Source organism: Clostridium sp. CS001, from assembly GCF_020443565.1.
In the GTDB taxonomy this organism is placed as follows: Bacteria; Bacillota; Clostridia; order Clostridiales; family Clostridiaceae; genus Clostridium_AD.
The window spans coordinates 91,639-114,228 of the sequence record NZ_JAIZZN010000006.1 but is presented as its reverse complement, the minus strand read 5'-3'; the positions used below and the strand labels follow the sequence as shown (position 1 = coordinate 114,228).

The 22,590-nt window shown below is 30.8% G+C and carries 20 protein-coding genes and 1 other annotated feature; of the genes, 12 read left to right on the top strand and 8 right to left on the bottom strand.

Annotation, left to right across the window (positions count from 1 at the left end):
* Positions 1-389: 389 nt before the first annotated feature.
* A complete protein-coding gene (gene gltX, locus LGK97_RS06200; RefSeq protein ID WP_226258882.1) occupies positions 390-2,054 on the bottom strand; it encodes a glutamate--tRNA ligase in 1,665 nt (554 codons plus the stop codon).
* 95 nt (positions 2,055-2,149) lie between these two features.
* Positions 2,150-2,402 (bottom strand) — a binding site (T-box leader).
* 458 nt (positions 2,403-2,860) lie between these two features.
* Between gltX and LGK97_RS06195 the strand changes: the two genes are divergently transcribed.
* Both LGK97_RS06195 and LGK97_RS06190 read left to right on the top strand, forming a co-directional pair.
* The gene (locus LGK97_RS06195) at positions 2,861-3,364 is read left to right on the top strand and encodes a GNAT family N-acetyltransferase (protein WP_226258881.1); all 504 of its coding nucleotides are present in this window, start codon (positions 2,861-2,863) and stop codon (positions 3,362-3,364) included.
* Positions 3,365-3,383: 19 nt separating this feature from the next.
* Positions 3,384-3,914, top strand: a complete 531-nt coding sequence (locus LGK97_RS06190) for a GNAT family N-acetyltransferase (RefSeq protein WP_226258880.1) — start codon at positions 3,384-3,386, stop codon at positions 3,912-3,914.
* Between the two features lie 89 nt (positions 3,915-4,003).
* Here LGK97_RS06190 and LGK97_RS06185 read toward each other — a convergent pair whose 3' ends face one another.
* The 5 genes from LGK97_RS06185 to LGK97_RS06165 all read right to left on the bottom strand — a co-directional run bounded on the left by LGK97_RS06185 (position 4,004) and on the right by LGK97_RS06165 (position 10,387).
* Positions 4,004-5,422, bottom strand: a complete 1,419-nt coding sequence (locus tag LGK97_RS06185) for an MATE family efflux transporter (RefSeq protein WP_226258879.1) — start codon at positions 5,420-5,422, stop codon at positions 4,004-4,006.
* A 173-nt stretch (positions 5,423-5,595) separates the two neighbouring features.
* Positions 5,596-7,692: a helix-turn-helix domain-containing protein gene (locus LGK97_RS06180; RefSeq protein WP_226258878.1), complete on the bottom strand. Its 2,097-nt coding sequence runs from the start codon at positions 7,690-7,692 to the stop codon at positions 5,596-5,598.
* 69 nt (positions 7,693-7,761) lie between these two features.
* Positions 7,762-8,469, bottom strand: a complete 708-nt coding sequence (locus LGK97_RS06175) for an HAD family hydrolase (RefSeq protein ID WP_226258877.1) — start codon at positions 8,467-8,469, stop codon at positions 7,762-7,764.
* 162 nt (positions 8,470-8,631) lie between these two features.
* Positions 8,632-9,795 carry an RNA-guided endonuclease InsQ/TnpB family protein gene (locus LGK97_RS06170; protein WP_226258876.1) on the bottom strand — a complete coding sequence of 388 codons (1,164 nt, stop codon included), beginning with the start codon at positions 9,793-9,795 and terminating at the stop codon, positions 8,632-8,634.
* A complete protein-coding gene (locus tag LGK97_RS06165; RefSeq protein ID WP_226258875.1) occupies positions 9,767-10,387 on the bottom strand; it encodes an IS607 family transposase in 621 nt (206 codons plus the stop codon). Before LGK97_RS06165 ends, LGK97_RS06170 begins: the two co-directional genes overlap by 29 nt.
* 301 nt (positions 10,388-10,688) lie before the next feature.
* Here LGK97_RS06165 and namA point away from each other — a divergent pair, with 301 nt between their 5' ends.
* From namA to LGK97_RS06120, 9 genes are all read left to right on the top strand, one after another.
* Positions 10,689-11,711, top strand: coding sequence for an NADPH dehydrogenase NamA (namA, locus tag LGK97_RS06160; protein WP_226258874.1), 1,023 nt, complete (start codon positions 10,689-10,691; stop codon positions 11,709-11,711).
* A gap of 41 nt (positions 11,712-11,752) precedes the next feature.
* On the top strand, positions 11,753-12,916 hold the full coding sequence (locus LGK97_RS06155; RefSeq protein ID WP_226258873.1) for an iron-containing alcohol dehydrogenase: 1,164 nt from the start codon (positions 11,753-11,755) through the stop codon (positions 12,914-12,916).
* Between the two features lie 452 nt (positions 12,917-13,368).
* The gene (locus LGK97_RS06150) at positions 13,369-14,031 is read left to right on the top strand and encodes a hypothetical protein (RefSeq protein ID WP_226258872.1); all 663 of its coding nucleotides are present in this window, start codon (positions 13,369-13,371) and stop codon (positions 14,029-14,031) included.
* 72 nt (positions 14,032-14,103) lie between these two features.
* Positions 14,104-15,318 (top strand): hypothetical protein, encoded by a 1,215-nt coding sequence (locus LGK97_RS06145; protein ID WP_226258871.1) that lies wholly within the window; start codon positions 14,104-14,106, stop codon positions 15,316-15,318.
* 56 nt (positions 15,319-15,374) lie between these two features.
* Entirely contained in the window at positions 15,375-16,277 is a 903-nt protein-coding gene (locus LGK97_RS06140; RefSeq protein WP_226258870.1) for a GNAT family N-acetyltransferase, read from the top strand.
* Complete coding sequence (locus LGK97_RS06135) at positions 16,274-16,903, top strand: hypothetical protein (RefSeq protein ID WP_226258869.1); 630 nt, start codon at positions 16,274-16,276, stop codon at positions 16,901-16,903. The genes LGK97_RS06140 and LGK97_RS06135 overlap by 4 nt, the downstream gene beginning before the upstream one ends.
* Positions 16,904-16,984: 81 nt before the next feature.
* Positions 16,985-17,521, top strand: a complete 537-nt coding sequence (lepB, locus tag LGK97_RS06130; RefSeq protein ID WP_226258868.1) for a signal peptidase I — start codon at positions 16,985-16,987, stop codon at positions 17,519-17,521.
* A 57-nt stretch (positions 17,522-17,578) separates the two neighbouring features.
* Positions 17,579-18,289, top strand: coding sequence for an HAD-IA family hydrolase (locus tag LGK97_RS06125; protein WP_226258867.1), 711 nt, complete (start codon positions 17,579-17,581; stop codon positions 18,287-18,289).
* Between the two features lie 86 nt (positions 18,290-18,375).
* Positions 18,376-18,699, top strand: coding sequence for a thioredoxin family protein (locus tag LGK97_RS06120; protein WP_226258866.1), 324 nt, complete (start codon positions 18,376-18,378; stop codon positions 18,697-18,699).
* A gap of 157 nt (positions 18,700-18,856) precedes the next feature.
* On the opposite strand, the gene folE is transcribed toward LGK97_RS06120, so the two are convergent.
* On the bottom strand, positions 18,857-19,447 hold the full coding sequence (gene folE, locus LGK97_RS06115) for a GTP cyclohydrolase I FolE (RefSeq protein ID WP_226258865.1): 591 nt from the start codon (positions 19,445-19,447) through the stop codon (positions 18,857-18,859).
* Positions 19,448-19,817: 370 nt separating this feature from the next.
* Between folE and LGK97_RS06110 the strand changes: the two genes are divergently transcribed.
* Positions 19,818-21,320, top strand: a complete 1,503-nt coding sequence (locus LGK97_RS06110) for a DUF1846 domain-containing protein (RefSeq protein WP_226258864.1) — start codon at positions 19,818-19,820, stop codon at positions 21,318-21,320.
* A gap of 243 nt (positions 21,321-21,563) precedes the next feature.
* On the opposite strand, the gene LGK97_RS06105 is transcribed toward LGK97_RS06110, so the two are convergent.
* Positions 21,564-22,544: a 3D domain-containing protein gene (locus tag LGK97_RS06105; RefSeq protein WP_226258863.1), complete on the bottom strand. Its 981-nt coding sequence runs from the start codon at positions 22,542-22,544 to the stop codon at positions 21,564-21,566.
* Positions 22,545-22,590: the final 46 nt, after the last annotated feature.

Here is a 22,590-nt window from a genome sequence, read left to right as displayed (position 1 = left end):
ATTACTCCCCCTTATCCAGTAGTGGTTGTTTTATTGTTACCCAAGAAATAATGACTGATACATTTACATAGAAAACCTCCTTTTCCTTATCTATTTGTATCATGAAAATCCTTATAGTATAGATGAGGATTATTGACTATAATAACAGGACAAAATAAAAAGACTCTACAACTAGTATTTATACCAGTTGTAGAGTCTCACTAAACTTTAGAAGTTATCAAAGCCGGGATTTAATCCGTGGTGACGACTTTGATTCTGTTTAAAACAGGAAGTTACTCCCTCTACTTATGCAATTTTGTAACCCGAACATAATCTCTATATTTAATATATTAATGTATTAAATAATATTTGTCAATAATATTAATAAAAATCTTTCAATATCTTCCTTGTTAAATATTTTGGAAGAAATTTTGACTTAATCTTTCAATAACACGTTTTTCACCCATAACCTGCATTACTTCATATAAATCTTGAGTTTGTATTCTATTAGTTAAGGCAACTCTAATAACTGTAGCAACATCAGAAACTATGCCTTTATATAACTCAGGATTCTTTTTATAGGTTTTTGCATTTTTTGCATATCCAAGTTTTTCGGAAAGTTCTTTAACCCTTGAAAACCAAGTGTCTGCATCATCACAATGATTATATATATCTATATAGCTAGTAAGAATTATTTTTACCTCCTCCATTGGCATATGCTCTGGAAAATTATTGCTAGCATTAATACTGTTTTTATAATAATCATCAAAGAAGTATTCAATATGTTCTCTTACATCTAACCATTTTACAAAATCTTTTCTTGGTTTTTCATTTTCTCTTTCAATATTAAATATTTGCTTAGCGTAATCTTCATTCTCAATTAATATATTCGCAATTGCAGTATCATACTCTTTAGCAAAGGCTAGGTACAAGTTATAAACAGTATCTGAGCTCATGGAAGCTATAATGTTTTTACTCATATCATTAAGTTTTAAAATATCAAATAGTGCACCACTTTTACTCATGTTCTCAAGGGCAATAATAAAGTTTGTACAAGGCTCATTTATGTTTGCAGATCTCCAATCTTGAAAATTAGAGTTAACTAAATTTATAAGATACTCAGTTACAGATATAAGAGGGTATCCCTGAGATTTATAAAAATCTACACGAATTTCAGGATCTTTTCTTTTGCTAAGCTTACGTTTTGAGGGTCCATCCATTTTCATTATTGTAGGTATATGAGCATAGTTTGGAGCACGAAAGCCTAATACTTCAAATAGTTGCAAATGTATAGGAAGAGAAGAAAGCCACTCTTCGCCACGTATTACATGGGTTGTTCTCATTAAATAATCATCTATAGCATGAGCAAAATGATAGGTTGGAAGCCCATTGGTTTTAAGGATTACGATATCTTGATCATTTTCTGGCATACTTATAGTTCCTTTAATTAAATCATTACAAATTATTCTTTTATCTGGATCACCAGGGGATTTAAGTCGTATAACAAAAGGGTTGCCCTTTGATAAATTCTCACTAATTTCATTGAAACTAGCATTTCTGTGAATAGCCCATTTTCCGTGATATCCTGTATTAATTTTAAGACCCTGCTGAATTTTTCTAGTTTCCTCTAGTGCCTCTTCCGTACAAAAGCAAGGGTAAGCCAAGCCTTTTTTAATCAAATCTTTTACGAAGGTGTGATATATCTCCATTCGATCGCTTTGCTTATATGGCCCATAAGAACCTTTTTCACTATTAGAATCCACGACCCCTTCGTCAAAATGAATTCCGAAATCCTGTAGGGTGTTAATGCTATCTTCAATGGCACCAATTATTTCTCTTTTTTTATCAGTGTCCTCTACCCTAAGATAAAATATTCCTTCACTTTGATGAGCCATTCGTTCTGATATAAGAGCAGCGAATACCCCTCCAAGATGCTGGAAACCAGTAGGGCTTGGGGCATATCTTGTAACCATAGCATTAGGTTTAAGATTTCTTTTTGGGTATAGATTTTTATAGTATTCTGGAGTTTTGAAAATGTTTGGAAGTAGTAAATCTGCTAGTTTTGTATAATCCATTTTAATCATCCTTTCTCTACATATTTAGTGTACTCCTTTGTACACTAGTTGATTTTAATTAGTTAAAAACAAAAAAACCTCTCGTCCTATAACTATAATAGGACGAAAGGTAAACTTCCGCGGTACCACCTAAATTGATGCAAAGACATATTAAAATGCCTAAATCCACTCATTAACAGTACAAATAATACTGCACTTTTTTAACGGCAAGTTCCCGGTGGACGTACTCAAATATTTCAGTCCACTGCTCCAGAGCTTCCTTTCTGTAGTTTCAAATGCCAAATTTCCATCATCATTGGCTCTCTGTAAATTGAAATTATACTTACTTTTCTCTTTCATTGCATTTATATTTAAACTTATTATTAAATTTTTTTTATACATAAATTAATTTAATTTAATAATAATTATACATCTAATATTTAGGATGTCAACATATAAAGGAAAAAATTAGTGCCACCCAGGTGGCAAGTGGCACGTGGCAAGTTGGTATTAAAATATGTCATAGCAATGGAAGTGAAGTTAAGAGGTTTAGAGTTACACAATTTTATATTGGAATATGATAATAGTAAGAATATTTCAAGTTTTTATCAATTTAGTATTGACAATATATTGATAATATCATAATATATAACACATACAGTGAGTGTACCTAACAAATTGTTAGCGGTACAGGGACTTTTCCTACACGTAGATAACTCTACGGAGTCACTTCTAAAGTGATTTCGTGGAGTTTTTTTGTTTTATATTCAAGTAGTAGCAATTAACAACGGCTATGGATTTCATAGAAAATAAGGGGGTAGTGGAGTATGAATTTTATTATTAGACCAGTGAAAATTGAAGATGCAGTATTTATAAATGGGATAAGGCGTCAAGATGGAGTAAGAGAAAATATAATGGGCATTATTAGTGAAAGAGTTGCAGGAACTGAAGGCTTCATAAATGGACTTACACTCAATGACCATATGCTAGTAGCTGAGGTAGAAGAAGAAGGAATTAAAAAAGTAGTTGGAATTGGCTCTTTATCAGTAAACAAATCAAACAGAGTAAGACATTCTGGAAGCATTGGACTAATGGTTGCAAAAGAATATCATGGAATGGGAATAGGTAGAGCTTTAATGAACAATTTAATTGACATAGGTGATAATTGGTTGATGCTTGTCAGAATTGAACTGGGAGTTTTCACAGATAATGAAAAAGCAATAAACCTATATAAATCTCTAGGTTTTGAAATAGAAGGCACAAGAAAATATGCAATCATTAGAAATGGTAAATATGACGATGATTACTTAATGGCAAGATATAATATATAGAATTAAGGGGGTAATAATTATGTATACAGGTAAAAAAATTAAATTAAGAGAATATAAAAAAGAAGATGTAAAACAAGCACAAGAGTTTATAAATGATCCTGAGGTGAAAAGACTGTTACACCCAGGAATTCCTTACCTATACACTTTTGAAGATGAATTAAAATGGTTTGAAGGCATGTCAGCAACAAAGGAAATATATAGTTTTGCCATAGAAACCTTAGAGGATAAGAAATATATAGGCGGTTGTGGAATAAATGATATAGATTGGAAAAACAGTGTTGTAGTTGTAGGCATATTCATTGGGGATAAAGATTACTGGAGCAAGGGGTATGGCACTGATGCAATGCAAGTTTTAATAAAGTTTATCTTTGAGCAGATGAATATTCACAAGATTAAATTGAACGTATATTCCTTCAATGATCGTGCGATTAAGTGTTATGAAAAATGTGGATTTAAGCAAGAAGGTAGACTAAGAAAAGAAATTTTTAGAGATGGCAAATATTATGATGAGATTGTAATGGGGATTTTAAGTGAAGAATACTTTGCATAAAAGGCAATCAAACCAAGTTAATAAGAAAATCCATGTAGTAATTTAATTTACACATGGATTCTTTTATTTTTACTAGGATATATTCAATTTTAAATATGTGCATTAGCAAGTCTAGCTTTAATATTGTTCTTTTTTAAAACTTGATGACACTCAAGTATTTCTAAAGATGTATAAGTATATTTAATGAAGATAGAAGCAGTAATGAAGGCTATCATATCTGATACAGGATAAGCAATCCATGCTCCTTGAACACCCATATCAAGTCCAACTGTAAGGGCATATACTAAAGGAATAAATACCATTATTTGCCTGTAGATAGATAACAAGAAAGAGGTTTTAACCCTATTTATAGCTTGACAGTAGTAAATTGATAAGTAGTATACTCCAAGGAATGGGAATACACATATAACTATTCTAAAGGCTTTTACTGTTTGATCTATAACAACACTATCACTTATAAATAAGCTTATAAATTGCTTTGAAAAGATCATGAATATTGCCCATAATAAAGTTGAACTTACAGACACTGAAATTAGGGCTGTTTTAACAACTTCTTTTAGCCTTTTATAATTTCCAGCGCCATAATTATATGCTGCTATAGGTTGCATAGCAGAACTTATGCCGATTACCGTCATAAACAGGAACATTGAAACCCTTGTAGTTAAGCCAAATGTTACTATTGCCAAATCTCCACCACGAGAAGCTAATAGGTTATTTAATATAACAGCTATTACAGCATCTGATATCTCTATTGTAAAGGTTGAAAATCCAACACATAGTATTGCAATTGATATTGATTTATTAAGAGTTAATTTAAGTGAAAAGTTTAATCCCTTTTTTAGTTTTAAAAACTTATAAAGTACATATATAAAAGCTATTATCTGAGATGCTACTGTTGCTATAGCAGCACCTTCCATGCCATAAGGAAATACATTTACAAGGAAGTAATCTATAATTATATTAAAAATTGCGCCAATAGAAGTACTTATTAAAACTATTTTAGTGTTTCCTAGTGCAGTCATAATATAAGAAACAATTACTGTAAAGGCCTGAAACAAAACGCCTATTAGAATTATAGTTACATATTCTTTTGCAAGAGGGAATATATTTTCTGTTGCACCTAAACCTATTAAAATTTTATCTTGAAAAGCAAAAATACCAATGCCAACCGCTGAGATTATTATAAGCATTAAAACTATAGCATTAGGTATTATACTTTTTAAACTTTCAAAATCCTTTGCTCCACAACTTCTTGCAATTGAAGTAGAGGCACCAATAGCTATAAGCATAGATATAGCTAAAAACAATCTTTGAATTGGGAATGCTATGGTTAGAGCACCTATAGCATTAGCACCTATAGCCTTTCCTACAAACATAGAATCCACCATGTTGTACATTTCTGCTACCATTAATGAAATTATTGCTGGAACTGAAAACCTTAATAATAGTTTTCCTATTTTTTCTTCACCGAACATTTTATTATTATCTGTGACGTTACTCATTGTCATGAAATCCACTTCTCCTTTGGAACTCTTCTGTTTTGTGATTCTACATTCAGTTTGTTTCCATAGTATTATTGTACGTGAAAATGAGCATATTAACATTCACAGGGTTGCGTGGTAAAAAGCACAAAATTGCTAACTTGCAAGTTTGTGCTTTCATAGAAAAACACAAAAACACCTTAAAACAGGTGTTTTTGTACTTTTTGAAGAACTATTAAGGTAGAACCATAACCTTCTATCTTTATTATGCTATTATAAACGGCAGTTTTTTTAGCATAAGATAAAGAAATATTAGGAGAAGAAATCTTATTTAGAATTTTCCATTCATCATAACTAAGTCTTTTTGGTTTGCTCATGCATAACCAAATGTCGTAAGCAGAGCCAACCTTTTCTCCAATTTCATATTTAACAACCTTATAGTCGTGAATTAAATTCTTAATTGATAAGGATATTTTTCTCTCAGTAATATTCTTACTACCTTTACCCTTAGGTAAATCTTCTAACTTAATTAGGGTATTAAGTTCATCACTATAACTATAAAGTAAAACTTGAAGGTCCTCGTCTTGTTTTGTGATAATGTATCCATCACCTTGGTCTATAACTTCGTTTCCTAGTTTAGATAATAAATAATAAGCATAGAAGGAATCCTTTTTTATACCGTTTAATGTAAGGAAACCAGGTGAGCCGAAAAATAACTCATTATTTAAAATTGAGTTTTCCTCTACTGTGTCAAAAGCCTTTAAAGTGAGCAAATTAGCACTATTAGCATTATCATTAATAAAGTTATGAATAATATATGGAAGCATATAGGAAGAATCATAAATAGTATTTATATCTTTCGGAACCTCAAAGGGTGTCTCTATTAAATTCTCCAATCCATATTTTTTTAGAATTTTCTGTGCAATATATATATATTCTGTGGATAAGTCATTTGAGGCTTGGAATTTCCAGTGCATAACTATCTCAATTCCATATAGGTCGGCAAAATATAATATAAAGCTTTCCAAAAGTTTTATGAAAGAGTCCTTATCATCAAAAGTCTGATTTAAAATTATTAATGGTTCAAGAGATATATCCATTAAAAATTCCAATAGCTTTTCAACTTCAGTCCAATTTAAAAAACTTACATTTTCATTAAAGTATATTTTCATTTCTTTTCCAAATAAGTTTTGAACTATGCCATTTTTAAAGCCTATGGACTCTTGAATGGTTTTTACATATTCCTGCTCCCTGGCTTTGGTAAGTTCCTTTGCCTCGCCTAGATTTATTTTATCTCTCCATACATGCTGCAAGGAGGTGCCAGTTAACGAAAAATCCGTTTTAAGCTTTATAATTTTGTTAGTATAATTAAATCTATCATAGTCTTCTAGGTGATGAGATAAATATTGCAGCACTTCACCTAAATCATAGGTTTGCATTTTCTTGAAGTTTTCTAAGTCTTCCTCTGGTATGTAATATTTCTTCCGAAATTGCAGAGGGGTACAATTATAATGAGCCTTAAAGCTTTTGTTATAATACCTAGAATGTGAAAACCCAACATCTTCAGAGATTTCTGATATAGTTTTATCAGTATCTAATAGTAATTTAATAGATTCATCTACCCGCACAATATTCAATAGTTCATTAAAGTTTCTTCCAGCCATATCTTTTAATTGATGAGATAGGTAATAAGAACTTAAGTATTCTTGTTCAGCTACGTCCTGTAAACTTATTTTATTCATGTAATTGTTATAGATATACTTGCTAATCCTGTGATACCTTTCAAATTGTACTTCATTTTCCTTTAATTCCTCGTCATCATAGTTAAGATAGTGAAAGTTATTTATTAAATGGAACAATAACTTTACTAAAACAGAGTCTATTTGGTCATCAAAGTTTTCATTCTTTTGTATTATTTCACAGGCTAGAATAGACAAGTATTTTCTAAGAACATCATACTTTTCTTCCCTCTGAGCACCTTCTTCACTAGAGTTTGCATGAAAATAGATATTTTCCATGTCAGCATAATATTTTTCGAAAAATGTAGGGTCTATATGGAAAATTAAAACCTTGTTTTCCTCTTTTGAATAGATACTATGAGCTTCATCACAATTTATAATCTCTAGTTCATTTGCAAGAACTTCATAATTTCCTGATTCTATAAGTACATTAACACTACCTTCTAGCACAAAGATTATTTCTAAAGAGTTATGCCAATGAATTGGGTATTCATTTATACTCACAAGAGAAATGCTTAGCGGTAAATCGTTTATATAACTTACATATTCTTTCCTCATTTTTAATACCCCCTAGGGCCACCCCCTCTAGTGCCACCCACGTGGCAAGTGGCAAGTTTGAGTTATATATTACAGGTAGGGCAAGCCTTTTACATATTCATAAAAGTTCTCGTAATTGCCTTTATAGTCAGTTACTATTTCTTCTTTCGTCCTATGAAGTAAATTATTTGTTATTAGATATGTTTTCATTCCAAGTTTTTTAGCTACTAAATCCTCTTGAACATCATTTCCTACCATTAAGCATTCAGAAGGTGTCTTTTCGATATCTGTCAGTATCTCCTCATAATACTTTAATTGAGGTTTACAATAATGATTTTTTTCAAAAGTTGAAATATATGAAAATTCCTCTGGCTCAAAGCCTGCCCAACGTATTCTATGATGAATAGCATTTTCAGGAAACAGAGGATTTGTAGCAAGTGCAACGGTATAGCCCTTTGATTTTAATAGGTTAACACTTTCTTTTATACATTTAACATCTAAAACCAGATCTTTGATTTTTAAAAAGCTTGTATCGTAAAAATTTTCGAAACGTTTTTGGAGTATTGGAAGTTCCATATTCATTCTAGTAGTAAAGTCGGCCATAAATACCTCTTCATTGGTTTTATATTCTGTATTTTCTACCATAGCTTTAGTGGAAGTCCATATGTTTTTAGCTAATTGCTCAGGGGACATTATATCAGCAAAATCCTTTGCAAGTTCCTGAAAATATATTTTTTCAAATAAAATCATATCCATAGAAAGTAATGTACCATCAAGATCAAATAATATTGTATTCATGTTATTAACACTGCTACTCAAAATATGGTCAAATATACTCATATTGAGATTTTTACTGCTTCATTGTTGCTCTGCCTTGCCTAAGCTACTACAGTTTGTATAGCACTCCACAGTCGTTAATTCCCCCAATAGCCTTGGGTACATATATAAGTGCTTGTTCAATTAAGCTATCTTATATTTTTTAGCATTAGCTAAATTTATAGAAGCATTTAAATCTCTACCAATAGAAGTATTACAATTATCACATTTATAAACTCTATCAGATAGTTTTAAATCCTTTTTAATATTTCCACAACAACTACAAGTTTTACTACTTGGATACCATCTATCAACTATTCTTATTTCAATTCTATTTTGATTAGCTTTTGAAATAAGTTTAGTTCTAAATTCATAAAACTTTTGTTGTGCTATTGCTTTAGCTAAACATCTATTCTTCATCATTCCACTTACGTTTAAATCTTCTATTGTTATAAAGCTTGGTTTTTGCTTTACTAACTCACTTACTGTTTTATTAATATAATCAGTTCTAATGTTTGTAAGTCTTTGATGAAGTTTTTGTACCTTTACTATTTGTTTTTGAATATTTTGACGAGTAGCTTCTCCTTTCTCTTTTTTATTTCTTGATTTTAAACCTTCATATTTTCTTGAAAGTTTTCTTTGCTCGCGTTTTAGTTTCTTTTCTTCTTTTTTAACTGTTTTAGTTTTATTAATGTTCTTTTTAGTTAAGCCATTACTACAAATTGCAAAATCTTTTAGTCCTAAATCCACGCCTATTCCTTTTGAATAATCCACATTATTAACTTGTATATCCTCTTCGACTAAAACTGAAACGTAATACCTATCAGCCTTTTTGCTTACTGTCCCACTTTTAACTACTGAATTAACTGGAATATATCCAAACTCTTTTAATCTTATAAAACCTAAAGTTGGTATTTTAATTCTGTGTCTTTCAATAGTCCAATCTGTTTTATTATTCTTTGGAAAATAGGCTTTAACGTCTTGATTTTTCTTTTTCTTAAACTTTGGAAAACCACCTTCACCATTAAAAAACTTTTTAAAAGCTTTCTCACCATTCATAATAGCTTGTTTAGTAGCTTTAGAAGATACTTCTTTAATCCATGCTTTATCTTGATTATTAGGAATATATTCATTATTAAGCCATTTAGAAAAATCCATTCCATTAACAAACTTCTTTTCTTTTTCATAAACTTCCTTATTATGAGCAATATAAAAGTTATATAGGAACCTGCTTACACCAATAGTTTGATGAATTTTAACTATTTGCTCTTTAGTTGGTTTAATTTCTATTTTGTATGCTTTTTTCAACTTCTTCATCTTCCTTTATCTTTTTCTTGTATTTTCTTAAACCATAAATGCTGCAACTAAAAACATGAAGTATAGAAATTATATCTTGTACTAATTCTTCTGATGGTGATAGACTTTCATTGTTTACAACAACTATTTTTACATTAAACTTTTCTAAAAATCTTTCAAACCATTCAAAACCAAATCGTATAAACCTATCTTTGTGGGTTACTATTATGGTGCTTATATTAGATGTCATACATTCATCTATAAGTTTATTCCATTTTTTACGATTGTAATTTAAACCACTCCCATAATCCTCTATAACTTCATCTACAATAATTCCTTTTGCATTAGCATATTGTCTAAGAAACTCAACTTGATTTTTTAAATCATCTTTTTGATTAGAAGTTGAAACCCTTGTATATATAACTATTTTCTTTTCAGAAGATGTTTCACCTTTAAATTCTTTGTATTGCTCATAAGTATAATATCTTCTATCTGTTGGTGTTCTAAATGCTTTCAATTTCCCTGCATTATCCCAACGCTGTAGTGTTAAAACTGATACATTTAATAATTCTGCAAATTCTTTAGGCTTATAATTTTTACTCAAATATAATCACTTCCTTTCAGTGATTATATTATATCATGTTTGATTATATTTGTATATGTTTTTACTAACTATAGTTTATCTCCTTTATTTATGATATACCCTTAACTTTATGCAAATTGTTTGAGAAATAACAAGCCAAAGATATATTATACCCAATAAAGAAATATTATGTTTAATTTTATGTTTTGTCAATAAAAAGGAAGAGTATCATTAAAGTGACTATATGTTTAAAAAGTGTGTACTTGCAATAAGTGATAATAGTAGTAAAATTAAAGTATTACATCTATTAGGAGGAATTTATATGGCAGGTTTATTTTCAACCATTAAAATAAGAGATATGGAATTAAGAAATAGAATTGTTTTACCACCCATGTGTATGTATAGCTCGGATAATAGTGGGAAAGCAAATTCTTGGCATTTTATGCATTATGCAACCAGATCCATTGGAGGCACAGGTTTGATAATAGTTGAAGCTACAGGAGTAGAAAGTGCAGGAAGAATATCTAGCAAAGATCTTGGAATATGGGAAGACAGCCAAATCGAAGGTCTTGCCACAATAGTTCAAGAGGTTAAAAAATATGGCGCTAAAGTTGGTATACAGCTAAATCACGCTGGGAGAAAGTGTGAAGCAGAAGGCGAAGAGATTGTTGCACCAAGTGCTATAGCTTTTAATGAGGAATCTAAAACTCCGAGGGAAATGACAAAAGAGGATATAAACAGTGTAATTAATAATTTTAAACAAGCGGCTATTAGGGTTCAAAAGGCTGGTTTTGATGTTATAGAAATACATGCAGCTCATGGATATTTAATTAATCAATTTTTATCACCTTTATCTAATAAGAGAAGTGATGAATATGGAGGAAGCATTGAAAATAGGGCAAGGATTCTAAAAGAAATTATAGAAGCCGTAAGGCAGGTATGGCCAGTGGAGAAACCTTTAATTGTGAGGATATCTGCGGAAGATTATGTTAAAGAGGGTAACCATGATGTTGATCTTGCAAATATTATTAATTTAGTTAAAAGTGATATGGTGGATATTATAAATGTTAGCTCAGGAGCAGTAGTATCTGCTAAAATAAATATTTATCCAGGATATCAAATAAAATATGCAGAAACTATTAAAAATAATACAGGGCTTTGCGTAATGGCTGGAGGTTTAATTACTGAGGAAGCTATGGCAGAAGAAATAATTCAAAATGATAGAGCTGATCTTGTGTATCTTGGGCGAGAACTTTTGAGAAATCCAAATTGGCCACTTATGGCAGCCAAGAAGTTAGGGTACGAAGTTAATTGGCCTTTCCAATATTCAAGAAGCAAAAAGTAAATACTATAAGTTATTATAGAAATAAAGAGGAGTGGTTATTAATGAACAATTTTAATTATTCAATTCCAACTAAAATATTCTTTGGAAAAAATAAAATAAATATACTTGGTGAAGAAATAAAGAAATATGGGTCTAGAGTATTGCTTGTTTATGGTGGCGGAAGCATAAAGAAAAGTGGAATATATGATAAGATTGCAGAAATATTCAAAGCAAATGATATTAGTTTTTGGGAGCTTTCAGGAGTTGAGCCAAATCCAAGAATAACAAGTGTAAAAAAGGGTATTCAACTTTGCCGTGAGAATAAAATAGATATTATACTTGCAGTTGGTGGGGGAAGCTCCATTGATTGTGCAAAGGTTGTAGCAGCGGGCTATTATTATGAAGGAGATGCATGGGATATAGTGATTGACCCAAGAAAGATTGAAAATGCACTTCCACTTGCTACTATATTAACACTAGCTGCAACAGGTTCTGAAATGAACTCAGGAGCTGTGATTACCAATATAGATACAAATGAAAAGTTAGGTACAGGAAACCCAGCTATGGCACCTAAGTTCTCTATATTAGATCCTACATACACATACACATTGCCTACAAAGCAAACAGCGGCAGGAACAGCAGATATAATTAGCCACATATTTGAAGTGTATTTTAGTAGTACAAATGAAGCCTATCTTCAAAATAGGATGGCTGAGGCAATGCTTAAAACATGTATAAAGTATGGTGAGATTGCTATTAAAGAGCCAGAAAATTATGAAGCAAGATCTAACTTAATGTGGACTTCAAGTCTTGCAATAAATGGTCTTTTAAGTTATGGAAAAGTAACGGAGTGGAGTACTCATGGAATGGAGCATGAATTAAGTGCGTACTATGACATTACTCATGGAGTGGGCCTTGCAATTTTAACACCACATTGGATGAAATACATTTTAAATGAAGAAACTTTAGAAAAATTTGTGGAATATGGTGTAAATGTTTGGGGTATTGACGCAAAGAAAGATAAGTATGAAATAGCTAATGAGGCAATAGATAAAACAAGAGAATATTTTAATTCTTTAGGAATTCCTTCATCATTAAAAGAAGTTGGAATAAATGAAGAAAGGTTAGAAGAAATGGCAAAACAAGCTACAAGAAGAGGCAAACTAGGAAACTTTAGAGCTTTAGATTCAGAAGATGTATTAAATATATTTAAAGCATCATTATAGTATAATCATCTGGGAAAATAGAATTGCATTGTGGCTAGTGATTTTTTAAGTTAAATATAGCATTAAGAACTCCAAAATCTTAGATATAATAAGATTTTGGAGTTCTTATTTTTAACGACATTTCAGAAGGAAAGTCGCCTACGTCCATAAGTGGGGATTGCATACTGTAACAAAGTGGAAATTTTAGCGGGTGCTTAAATATCCTTCTGAAGTGGTTAATATTGCAGCTTAGCAGAAGATGATTTAACAATGTATAAAGAATTCATCGTGAGGAAATAATATGTGATGAGTGATTCATATGTAAATGTATAGATATGGAATAAAAATAATTTAATGGAAAATAGTTCGGGTAAGAGTTATAATATAATTACTTTTATTTTTTATGAAGATAATTATCGAGTACATATGAAGGCATAATTGAATTATATTTAGAAGTTGCAAGGAGAAGTAGGATGGAAAAGTATATTTATGTTGTTATTTCAAGAACGCCAACTTCCATGGGAAAGATAATTAGAAGATTTTTAAAAGGAAAATATAATCATGCTTCAATCAGTTTAGATGAAGGGTTAAGCCAAATTTATTCCTTTTGTAGGTTGTCAATTAGCAACCCACTTGTAGGTGGAATCATTAGAGAAAGTGCATTTACACTTAGCATGGGAATTGAGGGGGATGTACCCATCAATGTATACCGAATACCTGTTACACTAAAGCAATATGAATTAATAAACAAGTTTATATATGATGTATACAATGACACCGAGATATATTACTATAATTTTCTTCAAGCCATAGGACTTATTTCTAATAAAAAGCACACAATTTACAAAACTTATATATGCTCTGAATTTGTAATGGAAGCATTAAGGCAAGCAGGAATTCAACTTACTTGCGTAGAATCTTATAAGGTAACACCAACAGATATTTCCATGATTATGAACAAGTTTATTTATTACTGCGGAAATCTCAATGATTATCCATTTAAGCAGAAGATAAAAACAAAAGAAGATAATATCTTCTTTCATAAAACAGGACTTCTTTATGAGGGGGTACATACTCTTAGACACTTCTGGAGAGTTTTGTCTAGAGATAGGCAAAGTAGAAGGAGTAAATTATAACAACATTTATGAAAATAAATAAAATATATTTAAAGTGCATGAAATATATTTACTTGGGGTAGGTTTAAAGTTATGAAGAATGTTATTGAAAATTTAAAGGTATCTTCTGTTATAACCAAAGAAGAGATTGAAAGAATAAAGTTGTATGTTAAGAAAAAATACCCTAATAATTCGTCTAAAGAGAACGCAATAATATTATCAAACACAATATATCAAATTATTGATTGCAATTTAGAAGGTATAAATGTAGAAAATAAGCAGAACATTAAAAGAAACATTCTACAAAGCACCATTTTAAGTGATAAAAAAAGTATATTGAAATGGGATGTTTTCAATGCGTGTACTACAGAATTAAAAGAAAATCCTCAAATGAAAACTTTCATTATTTCATGGATAAATAAAAATCAAAAGAATACTATATCACAGGAGAGCTTTGAAGAATATGTGGCATCTATTGATAATACAAATGATGGGATTGATTTATCATATCTAGATATTAAATTACCACCTAGATATGAAGTAGCTAAACATAGGGAGTTTAAATATAATAGGTTACTAAGTTTAAAACTTAACTTTAAAAATCAGATACTCAAATTTAAAAAAGAAGCATCATTAAACTTTCATAGTGTTTCTGATAAAATTGGTATTCTTTTAGAGGGTGTTTCAAGTAAGATTTTATCTAGAAAAGTAACTCTTTCAATATTAACCTTATTGATATTGTCTTTATATTCCTTAAATAACCTGGTTATGGATAGCAGCATGCTAAAAGGTAGGCTTAAAAACAAAAGCCTGGTAGTGCAAAATCATGCTCCCAGTATTGATATATCTGAGTTGTATGTTATAGATGCAATGAGCCATCACCCTCATCTGCCTGACTATTTCAATTATAAAGATATTGATAAAGGCAAGCTGCTAGCGTTTTTAAATACAAGAAACTCAATACTTGCGCAGGAACCATATTTCTCCGCTATAATAAGATCTTCTAAGGAGTTTAACTTAAATCCACATATATTATTTGCTATTACAGGCCAAGAGCAATCTTTCGTTCCAAAGAATCATGAGGATTCGCAAAAGATTGCAAACAATCCGTTTAATGTATTCCATAGTTGGCAGGAATATAATACTGATATTTATGATTCTAGTAGAATAGCGGCTAGAACCGTTATTAACCTAGCTAAGGACAAGCCAGCAGATATGGATATTTTCAATTGGATAAATACCAAATATGCAAGTGATAAAAGTTGGGGAAATGGAGTTAAGGAAATCTTCGAAGAGCTTGGGGAATAAAAGAAGGACTAAGGTGATATCTAAAATATAAATTTTAAAAACTAGGGGGAAAAAGAATGGATAATAATCATAGTATTTCTATGAGGTTCAACTTAAATCAAGAAGAGTATGAGGATATTAATGGTCTAGAGGATATTTGTTATAAAAAACAAGCAATAAATTTAAAGCTAGAACTTGATTTTAAAATGAATCAAAGAGGAAGTTCTGTAAAAAACAAAATTATGACAGAGTTTCTTTATTATGAAGATCATGAGTTAGTAGGATATTTAGGCTTATGTAATTTTAGTAGAGATATAGTAGAGGTTAGCGGTATGGTACATCCTGAGTTTCGAATGAAAGGAATATTCAAGAAGTTGTACTTACTTGCCAAAGCAGAATGGGAAAAAATAAGTCCTTCACAAGTGCTAATTCTATGCGATCATACATCCCTTTCAGGCTTAGCATTTATAAATTCTCTTGGAGCTGAATATTCTTCTTCAGAATATAAAATGTATTTAAATAAAAAGAATTTAAAAAGTACTTGTGCATATGGTATAAAACTTAGAGTGGCTACTAAAGAGGATGCAGCGGAGTTGTATAGACAAGATTCTATTTACTTTGGACTTATAGAAAAAGAAGCTGGTGATAAGGAAACAAGCGAGCTATCTATTCATGAAGATGATGGTTCTGTAAGCTACATTGCAGAGTTACAGGGGGAAATCATAGGGAAAATACGTATTGATTTAACTGATAATGAAGGTGGTATTTATGGATTTGGAATACTTCCAGACTTTAGGGGCAAAGGATATGGAAGAGAAGTTTTAAGTATTGCCCTTGATATATTAAGGGAAAAACAATTAGATAACATTTTTCTTGAAGTTGCTACAGAAAATAAAAATGCACTTGGACTTTATGAATCTTGCGGCTTTGAAGAAGTTTCTGTGATGGACTATTATATATATGATGGAGGCTCTATATGAATAAAAAGTTGATAATACTATGTGCTACATTTTTTTCAGTGATCATCATAACTAGTGGATGTTCTAATTCATTAAAAGATGAAAATATTAAACTTACTAAAGAGGTTAGTGTTATGAAAGAAAAAAGCAGTGATCTGGAGAAATCCATTGAGGAATTAAAAGAAGAGATTAAAAATAAAAATAGTACTTATCCAATATATTCAGCAGATATAAATACCTATGCTAAGGAGGCTCATTTTGGTACTTATATTGCTGATGATTTACCATTAAAAGATAAACTTGGTGCCCTTGCTAAAACACTATCTGAGGTTTATTTTAGTAATTTACCTATTGAAGTTTTAGAAATTACAGAAGTTGATGGGAAGAAAGTTGCAGTAATAAACCTAAAAGAAAGTGAAGAAAATCAGAAGGTTACAGATAATTTAGAATTTAAGGGACAGTCATGGTCAAGGAATTACTTTCAAGGATCAACGGGTGGAAACATAACATCGGTAGAATTAATTGAAACGTTTTTGCAAAAGGATTATAAGGGTCAATGGATTGACGGTGTGAAGTTCTTATACAATAATAAGATTATTAATTTTGACCATGTACCAGACTTAAGTGAAGTAAGTTATAGAAAATAGATTTTTGTTATAATAAAAACCCATAGGATAGGTATTAAACATTGCTTGCGATAAGCTTGCGCATCAAAGGGAGATGAGAGTTTGAACTATAAAAAGATATTAAGTGATTGGGTAATGCCTATTATTTTAGCAATAATTTTAGCGGTTTTAATAAATAAGTTTATATTTTATAAAGTTAAGGTTCCTTCTGGGTCTATGTACCCTACAATTAAGGTAGGAGATAGAATTATAGTTACAAAGATTTATGATAAAACCAAATTAAAAAGAAGTGACATAGTGGTCTTTTATTCAAATGAATTAAAAGATAGATTAATAAAAAGATTGATAGGACTACCAGGAGATGAAGTTGATATAAAAGATGATGGTCAAGTTTATATTAATGGCTTGAAAAGTGAGGAGCCATATGTAGTGTATAATGAAAATTTAGGCAAACATTTTAAGGTTCCCGAAAATAAGTATTTGTTTTTTGGAGATAATAGGGCACACTCATGGGATGCCAGAAAGTGGAATGAGCCTTATATAGACGGTAAAGATATACAAGGAAAAGCACAGTTTATTGTATCTCCATTCAAAAGACTTGGGAAATTTGTAATTGGAGAGGATGCTATTAAACATTAATAATCATGTATGCTGCATAATATGCGGTATTTTCATTATCAATGGAGGGAAATGAAAATGATAGATACTAAAAATATAAAAGCAATATTATTTGATTCAGGACGTGTACTTAATAAACCACGAACAGGTCATTGGTTTATGCCACCTAACTTTTTTAAATACGTTGATAAAAATAAATTTGACGCGTTGGATCTAGATATAATAGAAAAAGCCTTTAAAAAAGGAGATAAATATTTTCATAATCATCCTTTAATTTTAACTGAAATAGAAGAGCTAGAACATTTCATAGAGTTTTATAGTATTTTTGCAAAAGAACTACCGGACCTTGAAGTAAGTTCAGATTATATTTTGGAGATAGCCAAAGATACGGTTTATAATGATGAGAAATTCGAGTTTTTTCAGGATGTATTTGAAGTTATACCAAAGTTAAGTCAGTATTATAAATTAGGTGTGATATCTGACACCTGGCCGTCGCTAGAACGGGTATTTAAAAATGTTGGCTTAAGAGAGTATTTTTCTAGTTTTGTGATGTCCTCTGTAATAGGTGTATTAAAACCACATGAATTAATGTTTAATACAGCTCTTTCGCATCTAAACATAAAGGCAGAGGAAGCGATATTTATCGATGATAACATTGTAAATGTTGAAGCTGCCATAAAGCTTGGTATGCAGGGGATTGTTATATTAAGGGGAGATAAATTAAAAGATGATATAGATATTTTATGTATAGATAATTTGAGTGAGCTTGTGGAATTATTGATAAAGTAGTCTATTTTATGATTTTTTGTGATTTTGTAAAAGTAAAACATGTAGATATGCCACTTGTCACCTGGGTGGCACTAGGAGGAATAATAATGATAGTATTAAATACCTTAGATGAAATAGATGAGTTCATAAAAAATAATACTATGGCAATGATTTACTTTGCATCGGAAGGTTGTAGCGTATGTGGAGCATTATTACCTAAAATTGAAGAGATGATAATTAAATTTCCAAAGGTTAAAATGAGTAAAGTTCAGATTGATAAATTTACCCAGGCAGCAGGCCAGTACTCAATATTTACATTGCCTGCAATTTTGATTTATATTGAAGGCAAAGAAATTATTCGTGAAGCAAGATTTATTAGTGTTGAAATGTTAGAAGAGAGCATAAAGAGATATTATGAGCTTTTGTTTTAGTTAGATGTTTAAGAAATATAATGGAGTAAAAAAGTGTAGTTAAAGTAATGGGTAATTACTTTAACTACACTTTAAATTTAATATTGCAGCATTGCAGATGATGATTTAATTGAGAGCTTAGGATTAAATGATAATTCTCAAATATACCTTAAACTACTTACTTACCGTAAAGCATCATCAATTTATTATTTAAAATTACATCATTATTAAATCTTCCTCTTAAGGTAGTTGACATGGTTTTAGTTCCTGGTTTTTTTATTCCACGGGTAGTCATGCAGCCATGTTCACCTTCTATAATAACAGCTACATCGCTAGAATTAGTGACTATTTGTATAATTTCAGCTATGTCTGTTCCTATTCTTTCTTGAAGTTGCAATCTTCGGCCTACCATATCAGCTATTCTTGCAATTTTACTTAAACCAATAATCTTTTTAGTGGGAACATACGCAACTGAAACTTTCATGTTATACATCAACGCTAAATGATGTTCACAATGACTAAAGATTTGGATATCTTTCATTATTACCATATCACGAGAGCCTTCTTCAACAATTAAATCATCTTCAAAGGTTGTATTAAACATTTCTGCAATTTCATCATTGCTATAGCACATGCCAGCAAACACTTCTTCGTACATTTTTGCTACACGTGTAGGGGTCTCTTTAAGTCCTTCACGAGACGGATCATCACCTAAAGCTATTAGAATACCTTTTATATGTTCTTCAATTGCTTTCGTATCAATTGCCATGATTTTACACACCTCTCTTGTTTGGATCACAAATGATTTTATGGAGTAGAATGTTTAAAATTTTTACAAATAAAAAAGGGCATAAACCACCCTCGTACAAAAATCCACCTAAAACGGTAGTTACATCCTAGTTTTCTTTACAGAAAGGATGATTTAGAACTGTCTTATAATTATTAATTTTACTATAATTTGTGAGGTATGTCAAATGAACAATAGTATTTTATTTAAGTTAAAGTTGATCAAAAATATTTACTTAAAGAAAAATTTGTGCAATAATATAAAGTTGTAAAAGCATTTTTGCTAGACTTATTTAAGTGTAAATACTAGTTAGAAAATATATAAGAAGTAATTTTATTAGAGGGGTGTACAAATGAAAATAGGATTTGATCAGAAAAAATATCTAGAAGAACAGTCAAAGTATATTTTGGAAAGAGTTAATGATTATGATAAATTATATTTAGAGTTTGGTGGAAAGTTATTCAATGATCTACATGCAAAAAGGGTTTTGCCAGGATTTGATGAAAATGCGAAAATTAAGCTATTACATAAACTAAAAGAAAAAGTTGAAGTTATTATTTGCTTATATTCAGGAGATATTGAAAGAAACAAAATAAGAGGAGATTATGGAATCACTTATGACGTGGATGTTTTAAGATTAATTGACGATTTACGTGCTTGTGAACTTGATGTAAACAGCGTTGTAATTACTAGATATGACGGTCAACCAGCTACTACAATTTTTATAAATAAGCTTGAACGTAGGGGCATAAAAGTATATAAACACAGAGCAACTAAAGGATACCCTACAGATGTAGATACAATTGTAAGTGATGAGGGATATGGTAAGAATCCATATATAGAGACAACAAAATCTATTGTTGTCGTAACAGCACCAGGACCAGGCAGTGGTAAGTTAGCTACTTGTCTTAATCAGCTTTATCATGAGCATAAGCTAGGAAGAGCAGCTGGGTACTCAAAATTTGAGACCTTCCCAGTATGGAATGTTCCATTAAAGCATCCTTTAAATATAGCCTATGAAGCTGCAACAGTAGATCTTAATGATGTGAATATGTTGGATTCTTTCCATCTTGATGCTTATAATAAGATAGCTGTAAACTATAATCGTGACATTGAAACCTTCCCTGTACTTAGAAGAATTATAGAAAAGATAACAGAGGAAGATGCTGTTTTTAAATCCCCAACGGATATGGGAGTTAATAGAGTAGGCTTTGGAATTATTGATGATGAGGTTATAAAAGAAGCATCTAGGCAAGAAATAATAAGAAGATATTTTAAAACAGGCTGTGAGTATAAAAAGGGTTATGTGGATAAAGAAGCTTTTAATCGTGTAAAACTTATTATGGAAGAACTTAACCTAAAAGAGCGAGATAGAAAAGTTGTTATTCCCGCAAGAGACCGATCAGCTAGCTTAAAGCAATGTTCCAATAAAACAGAGACTTGTCCAGCTCTTGCAATAGAACTTAATGATGGAACAATATTAACTAGCAAAAGTTCAGAGATAATGGATGCAACAGCGGCTATAATTTTAAATGCTGTTAAGTATTTTGCAAATATAGCTGACGATATTCATCTTATTTCTCCAGTTATACTTGAACCAATTATAAATTTAAAATCAAAAACATTGGGTAGCAAGAATCCGGCCTTAGATAGTGAAAATATTTTAATTGCACTTAGCATATGTGCAGCAACAAATCCAACAGCTCAAGTGGCTATGGAGAAGTTAACAATGCTAAAAGGATGTCAAGCTCACTCAACTACAATTATAAGCACAAATGATGAGCAAACCCTTAGAAAACTGGGTATAGACATAACATGTGATGCTGAATATCCAACAGAAAGTCTTTACTACTAAAAGAAAAGTAGTGCCACCCAGGTGGCAAGTGGCAAGCTTAAAGATTTAAGATTTGACATTTAAGTTGAATAAATAAAAAATGAAAGCCCCCTGCATAGATTGATAGCAGAGGGCTTTGATATTGAACAAGTAACTTTTTAATTAGTTCTATATTTATTAGAAATTCCTAGAATTATTCTTATTGCAGTGTTATTTAACAACATCGCAGATGATGATTTAATAGTTTATCAAATATCATAAAAGTTAATCTAATATTTGCACTTTCAAGTACTTTACACCCCAATTATTAACTTCTCCACCTGTGTTGAAAAAAACATCAATAAAGTTGCCTTTAATTCCAGAACCAGTATCCGCAGCTACAGCATAACCGTAACCCTCAACATATAGCTTTGTTCCTAGTGGAATAACCCTAGGGTCTACGGCTATGGTACTATATCCGTTCGGGTTTCGTACTGCCTTTTTCCCAGAGGATGTATAAACATTGTTTGAACTATCAGCCCAATAAGCAGTGGCCTTTACAGTAAAAATTTTTCCGGAAGATTCAGGAGGGGTTAATTTAGATGTACTTTCAGAGGATTGACCCCTTGAAATGGTTATAGGTGATAATGTACCTTGAGCTATTATCTTACTCTTAGGTTCCTTAACCACAGTTTCTTTAATAGCTTTTCTGGTTACTTCTTTCCCATTTTCATAAGTCACACTTAAAGTAATGGCTTTTTCACCTTTTACGCCTTCTTGCAAAACCTTGCTTTTAGATTTTAATGTATTCTTATCTTCTTTAATAACTGTTTTAAAATCAATAGCCTTTTTTTCAAGTATTGTCTCTGTTTTAACCCTAGTTATGATAATATCCATTCCCTTAGTTAATTTGGTCTCTATTGTCGGTGAAACCTTATCATTAGGACTTAAGGCTACTTTTTCTGTACTTAACATTAGAGCAATATCTTTTTCAGCAGAGGTTATATTAAGTTCTTTATCGTCTACAAATACTTTAAGGTCTACAGCACGATTTATAGTAATAACATCGTTGTCAACTATTTTTGAATTTAAAGCCTTATCTGTCTTATCTTTTACGGCTACATTTATATTAGCGCTTTTTAAAGCACTATCAAAGGTTTTCTGGTAAGTTGTTAATTTAATTGGGGTACCATCTACAAGAACTGTAATATCTTTTCTCATGAAACCCATAAAAATAGTTGAAGTTGCAATTATAGCTATTAGCATAAATCCAATTATAATGTTTCTTCGTTTATTTTTTATAAATTTAACA

Excerpts from the sequence above, each read along its gene's own strand:
- LGK97_RS06195 (WP_226258881.1), top strand. The coding sequence starts at position 2,861 with ATGAATTTTATTATTAGACCAGTGAAAATTGAAGATGCAGTATTTATA.
- LGK97_RS06125 (WP_226258867.1), top strand. The coding sequence starts at position 17,579 with ATGATAGATACTAAAAATATAAAAGCAATATTATTTGATTCAGGACGT.
- folE (WP_226258865.1), bottom strand. The coding sequence starts at position 19,447 with ATGGCAATTGATACGAAAGCAATTGAAGAACATATAAAAGGTATTCTA.
- LGK97_RS06120 (WP_226258866.1), top strand. The coding sequence starts at position 18,376 with ATGATAGTATTAAATACCTTAGATGAAATAGATGAGTTCATAAAAAAT.
- LGK97_RS06140 (WP_226258870.1), top strand. The coding sequence starts at position 15,375 with ATGGATAATAATCATAGTATTTCTATGAGGTTCAACTTAAATCAAGAA.
- LGK97_RS06110 (WP_226258864.1), top strand. The coding sequence starts at position 19,818 with ATGAAAATAGGATTTGATCAGAAAAAATATCTAGAAGAACAGTCAAAG.
- LGK97_RS06155 (WP_226258873.1), top strand. The coding sequence starts at position 11,753 with ATGAACAATTTTAATTATTCAATTCCAACTAAAATATTCTTTGGAAAA.
- LGK97_RS06185 (WP_226258879.1), bottom strand. The coding sequence starts at position 5,422 with ATGACAATGAGTAACGTCACAGATAATAATAAAATGTTCGGTGAAGAA.
- LGK97_RS06175 (WP_226258877.1), bottom strand. The coding sequence starts at position 8,469 with ATGAATACAATATTATTTGATCTTGATGGTACATTACTTTCTATGGAT.
- LGK97_RS06105 (WP_226258863.1), bottom strand. The coding sequence starts at position 22,544 with ATGCTAATAGCTATAATTGCAACTTCAACTATTTTTATGGGTTTCATG.
- LGK97_RS06145 (WP_226258871.1), top strand. The coding sequence starts at position 14,104 with ATGAAGAATGTTATTGAAAATTTAAAGGTATCTTCTGTTATAACCAAA.
- LGK97_RS06190 (WP_226258880.1), top strand. The coding sequence starts at position 3,384 with ATGTATACAGGTAAAAAAATTAAATTAAGAGAATATAAAAAAGAAGAT.
- gltX (WP_226258882.1), bottom strand. The coding sequence starts at position 2,054 with ATGGATTATACAAAACTAGCAGATTTACTACTTCCAAACATTTTCAAA.
- namA (WP_226258874.1), top strand. The coding sequence starts at position 10,689 with ATGGCAGGTTTATTTTCAACCATTAAAATAAGAGATATGGAATTAAGA.
- LGK97_RS06150 (WP_226258872.1), top strand. The coding sequence starts at position 13,369 with ATGGAAAAGTATATTTATGTTGTTATTTCAAGAACGCCAACTTCCATG.
- LGK97_RS06180 (WP_226258878.1), bottom strand. The coding sequence starts at position 7,692 with ATGAGGAAAGAATATGTAAGTTATATAAACGATTTACCGCTAAGCATT.
- LGK97_RS06135 (WP_226258869.1), top strand. The coding sequence starts at position 16,274 with ATGAATAAAAAGTTGATAATACTATGTGCTACATTTTTTTCAGTGATC.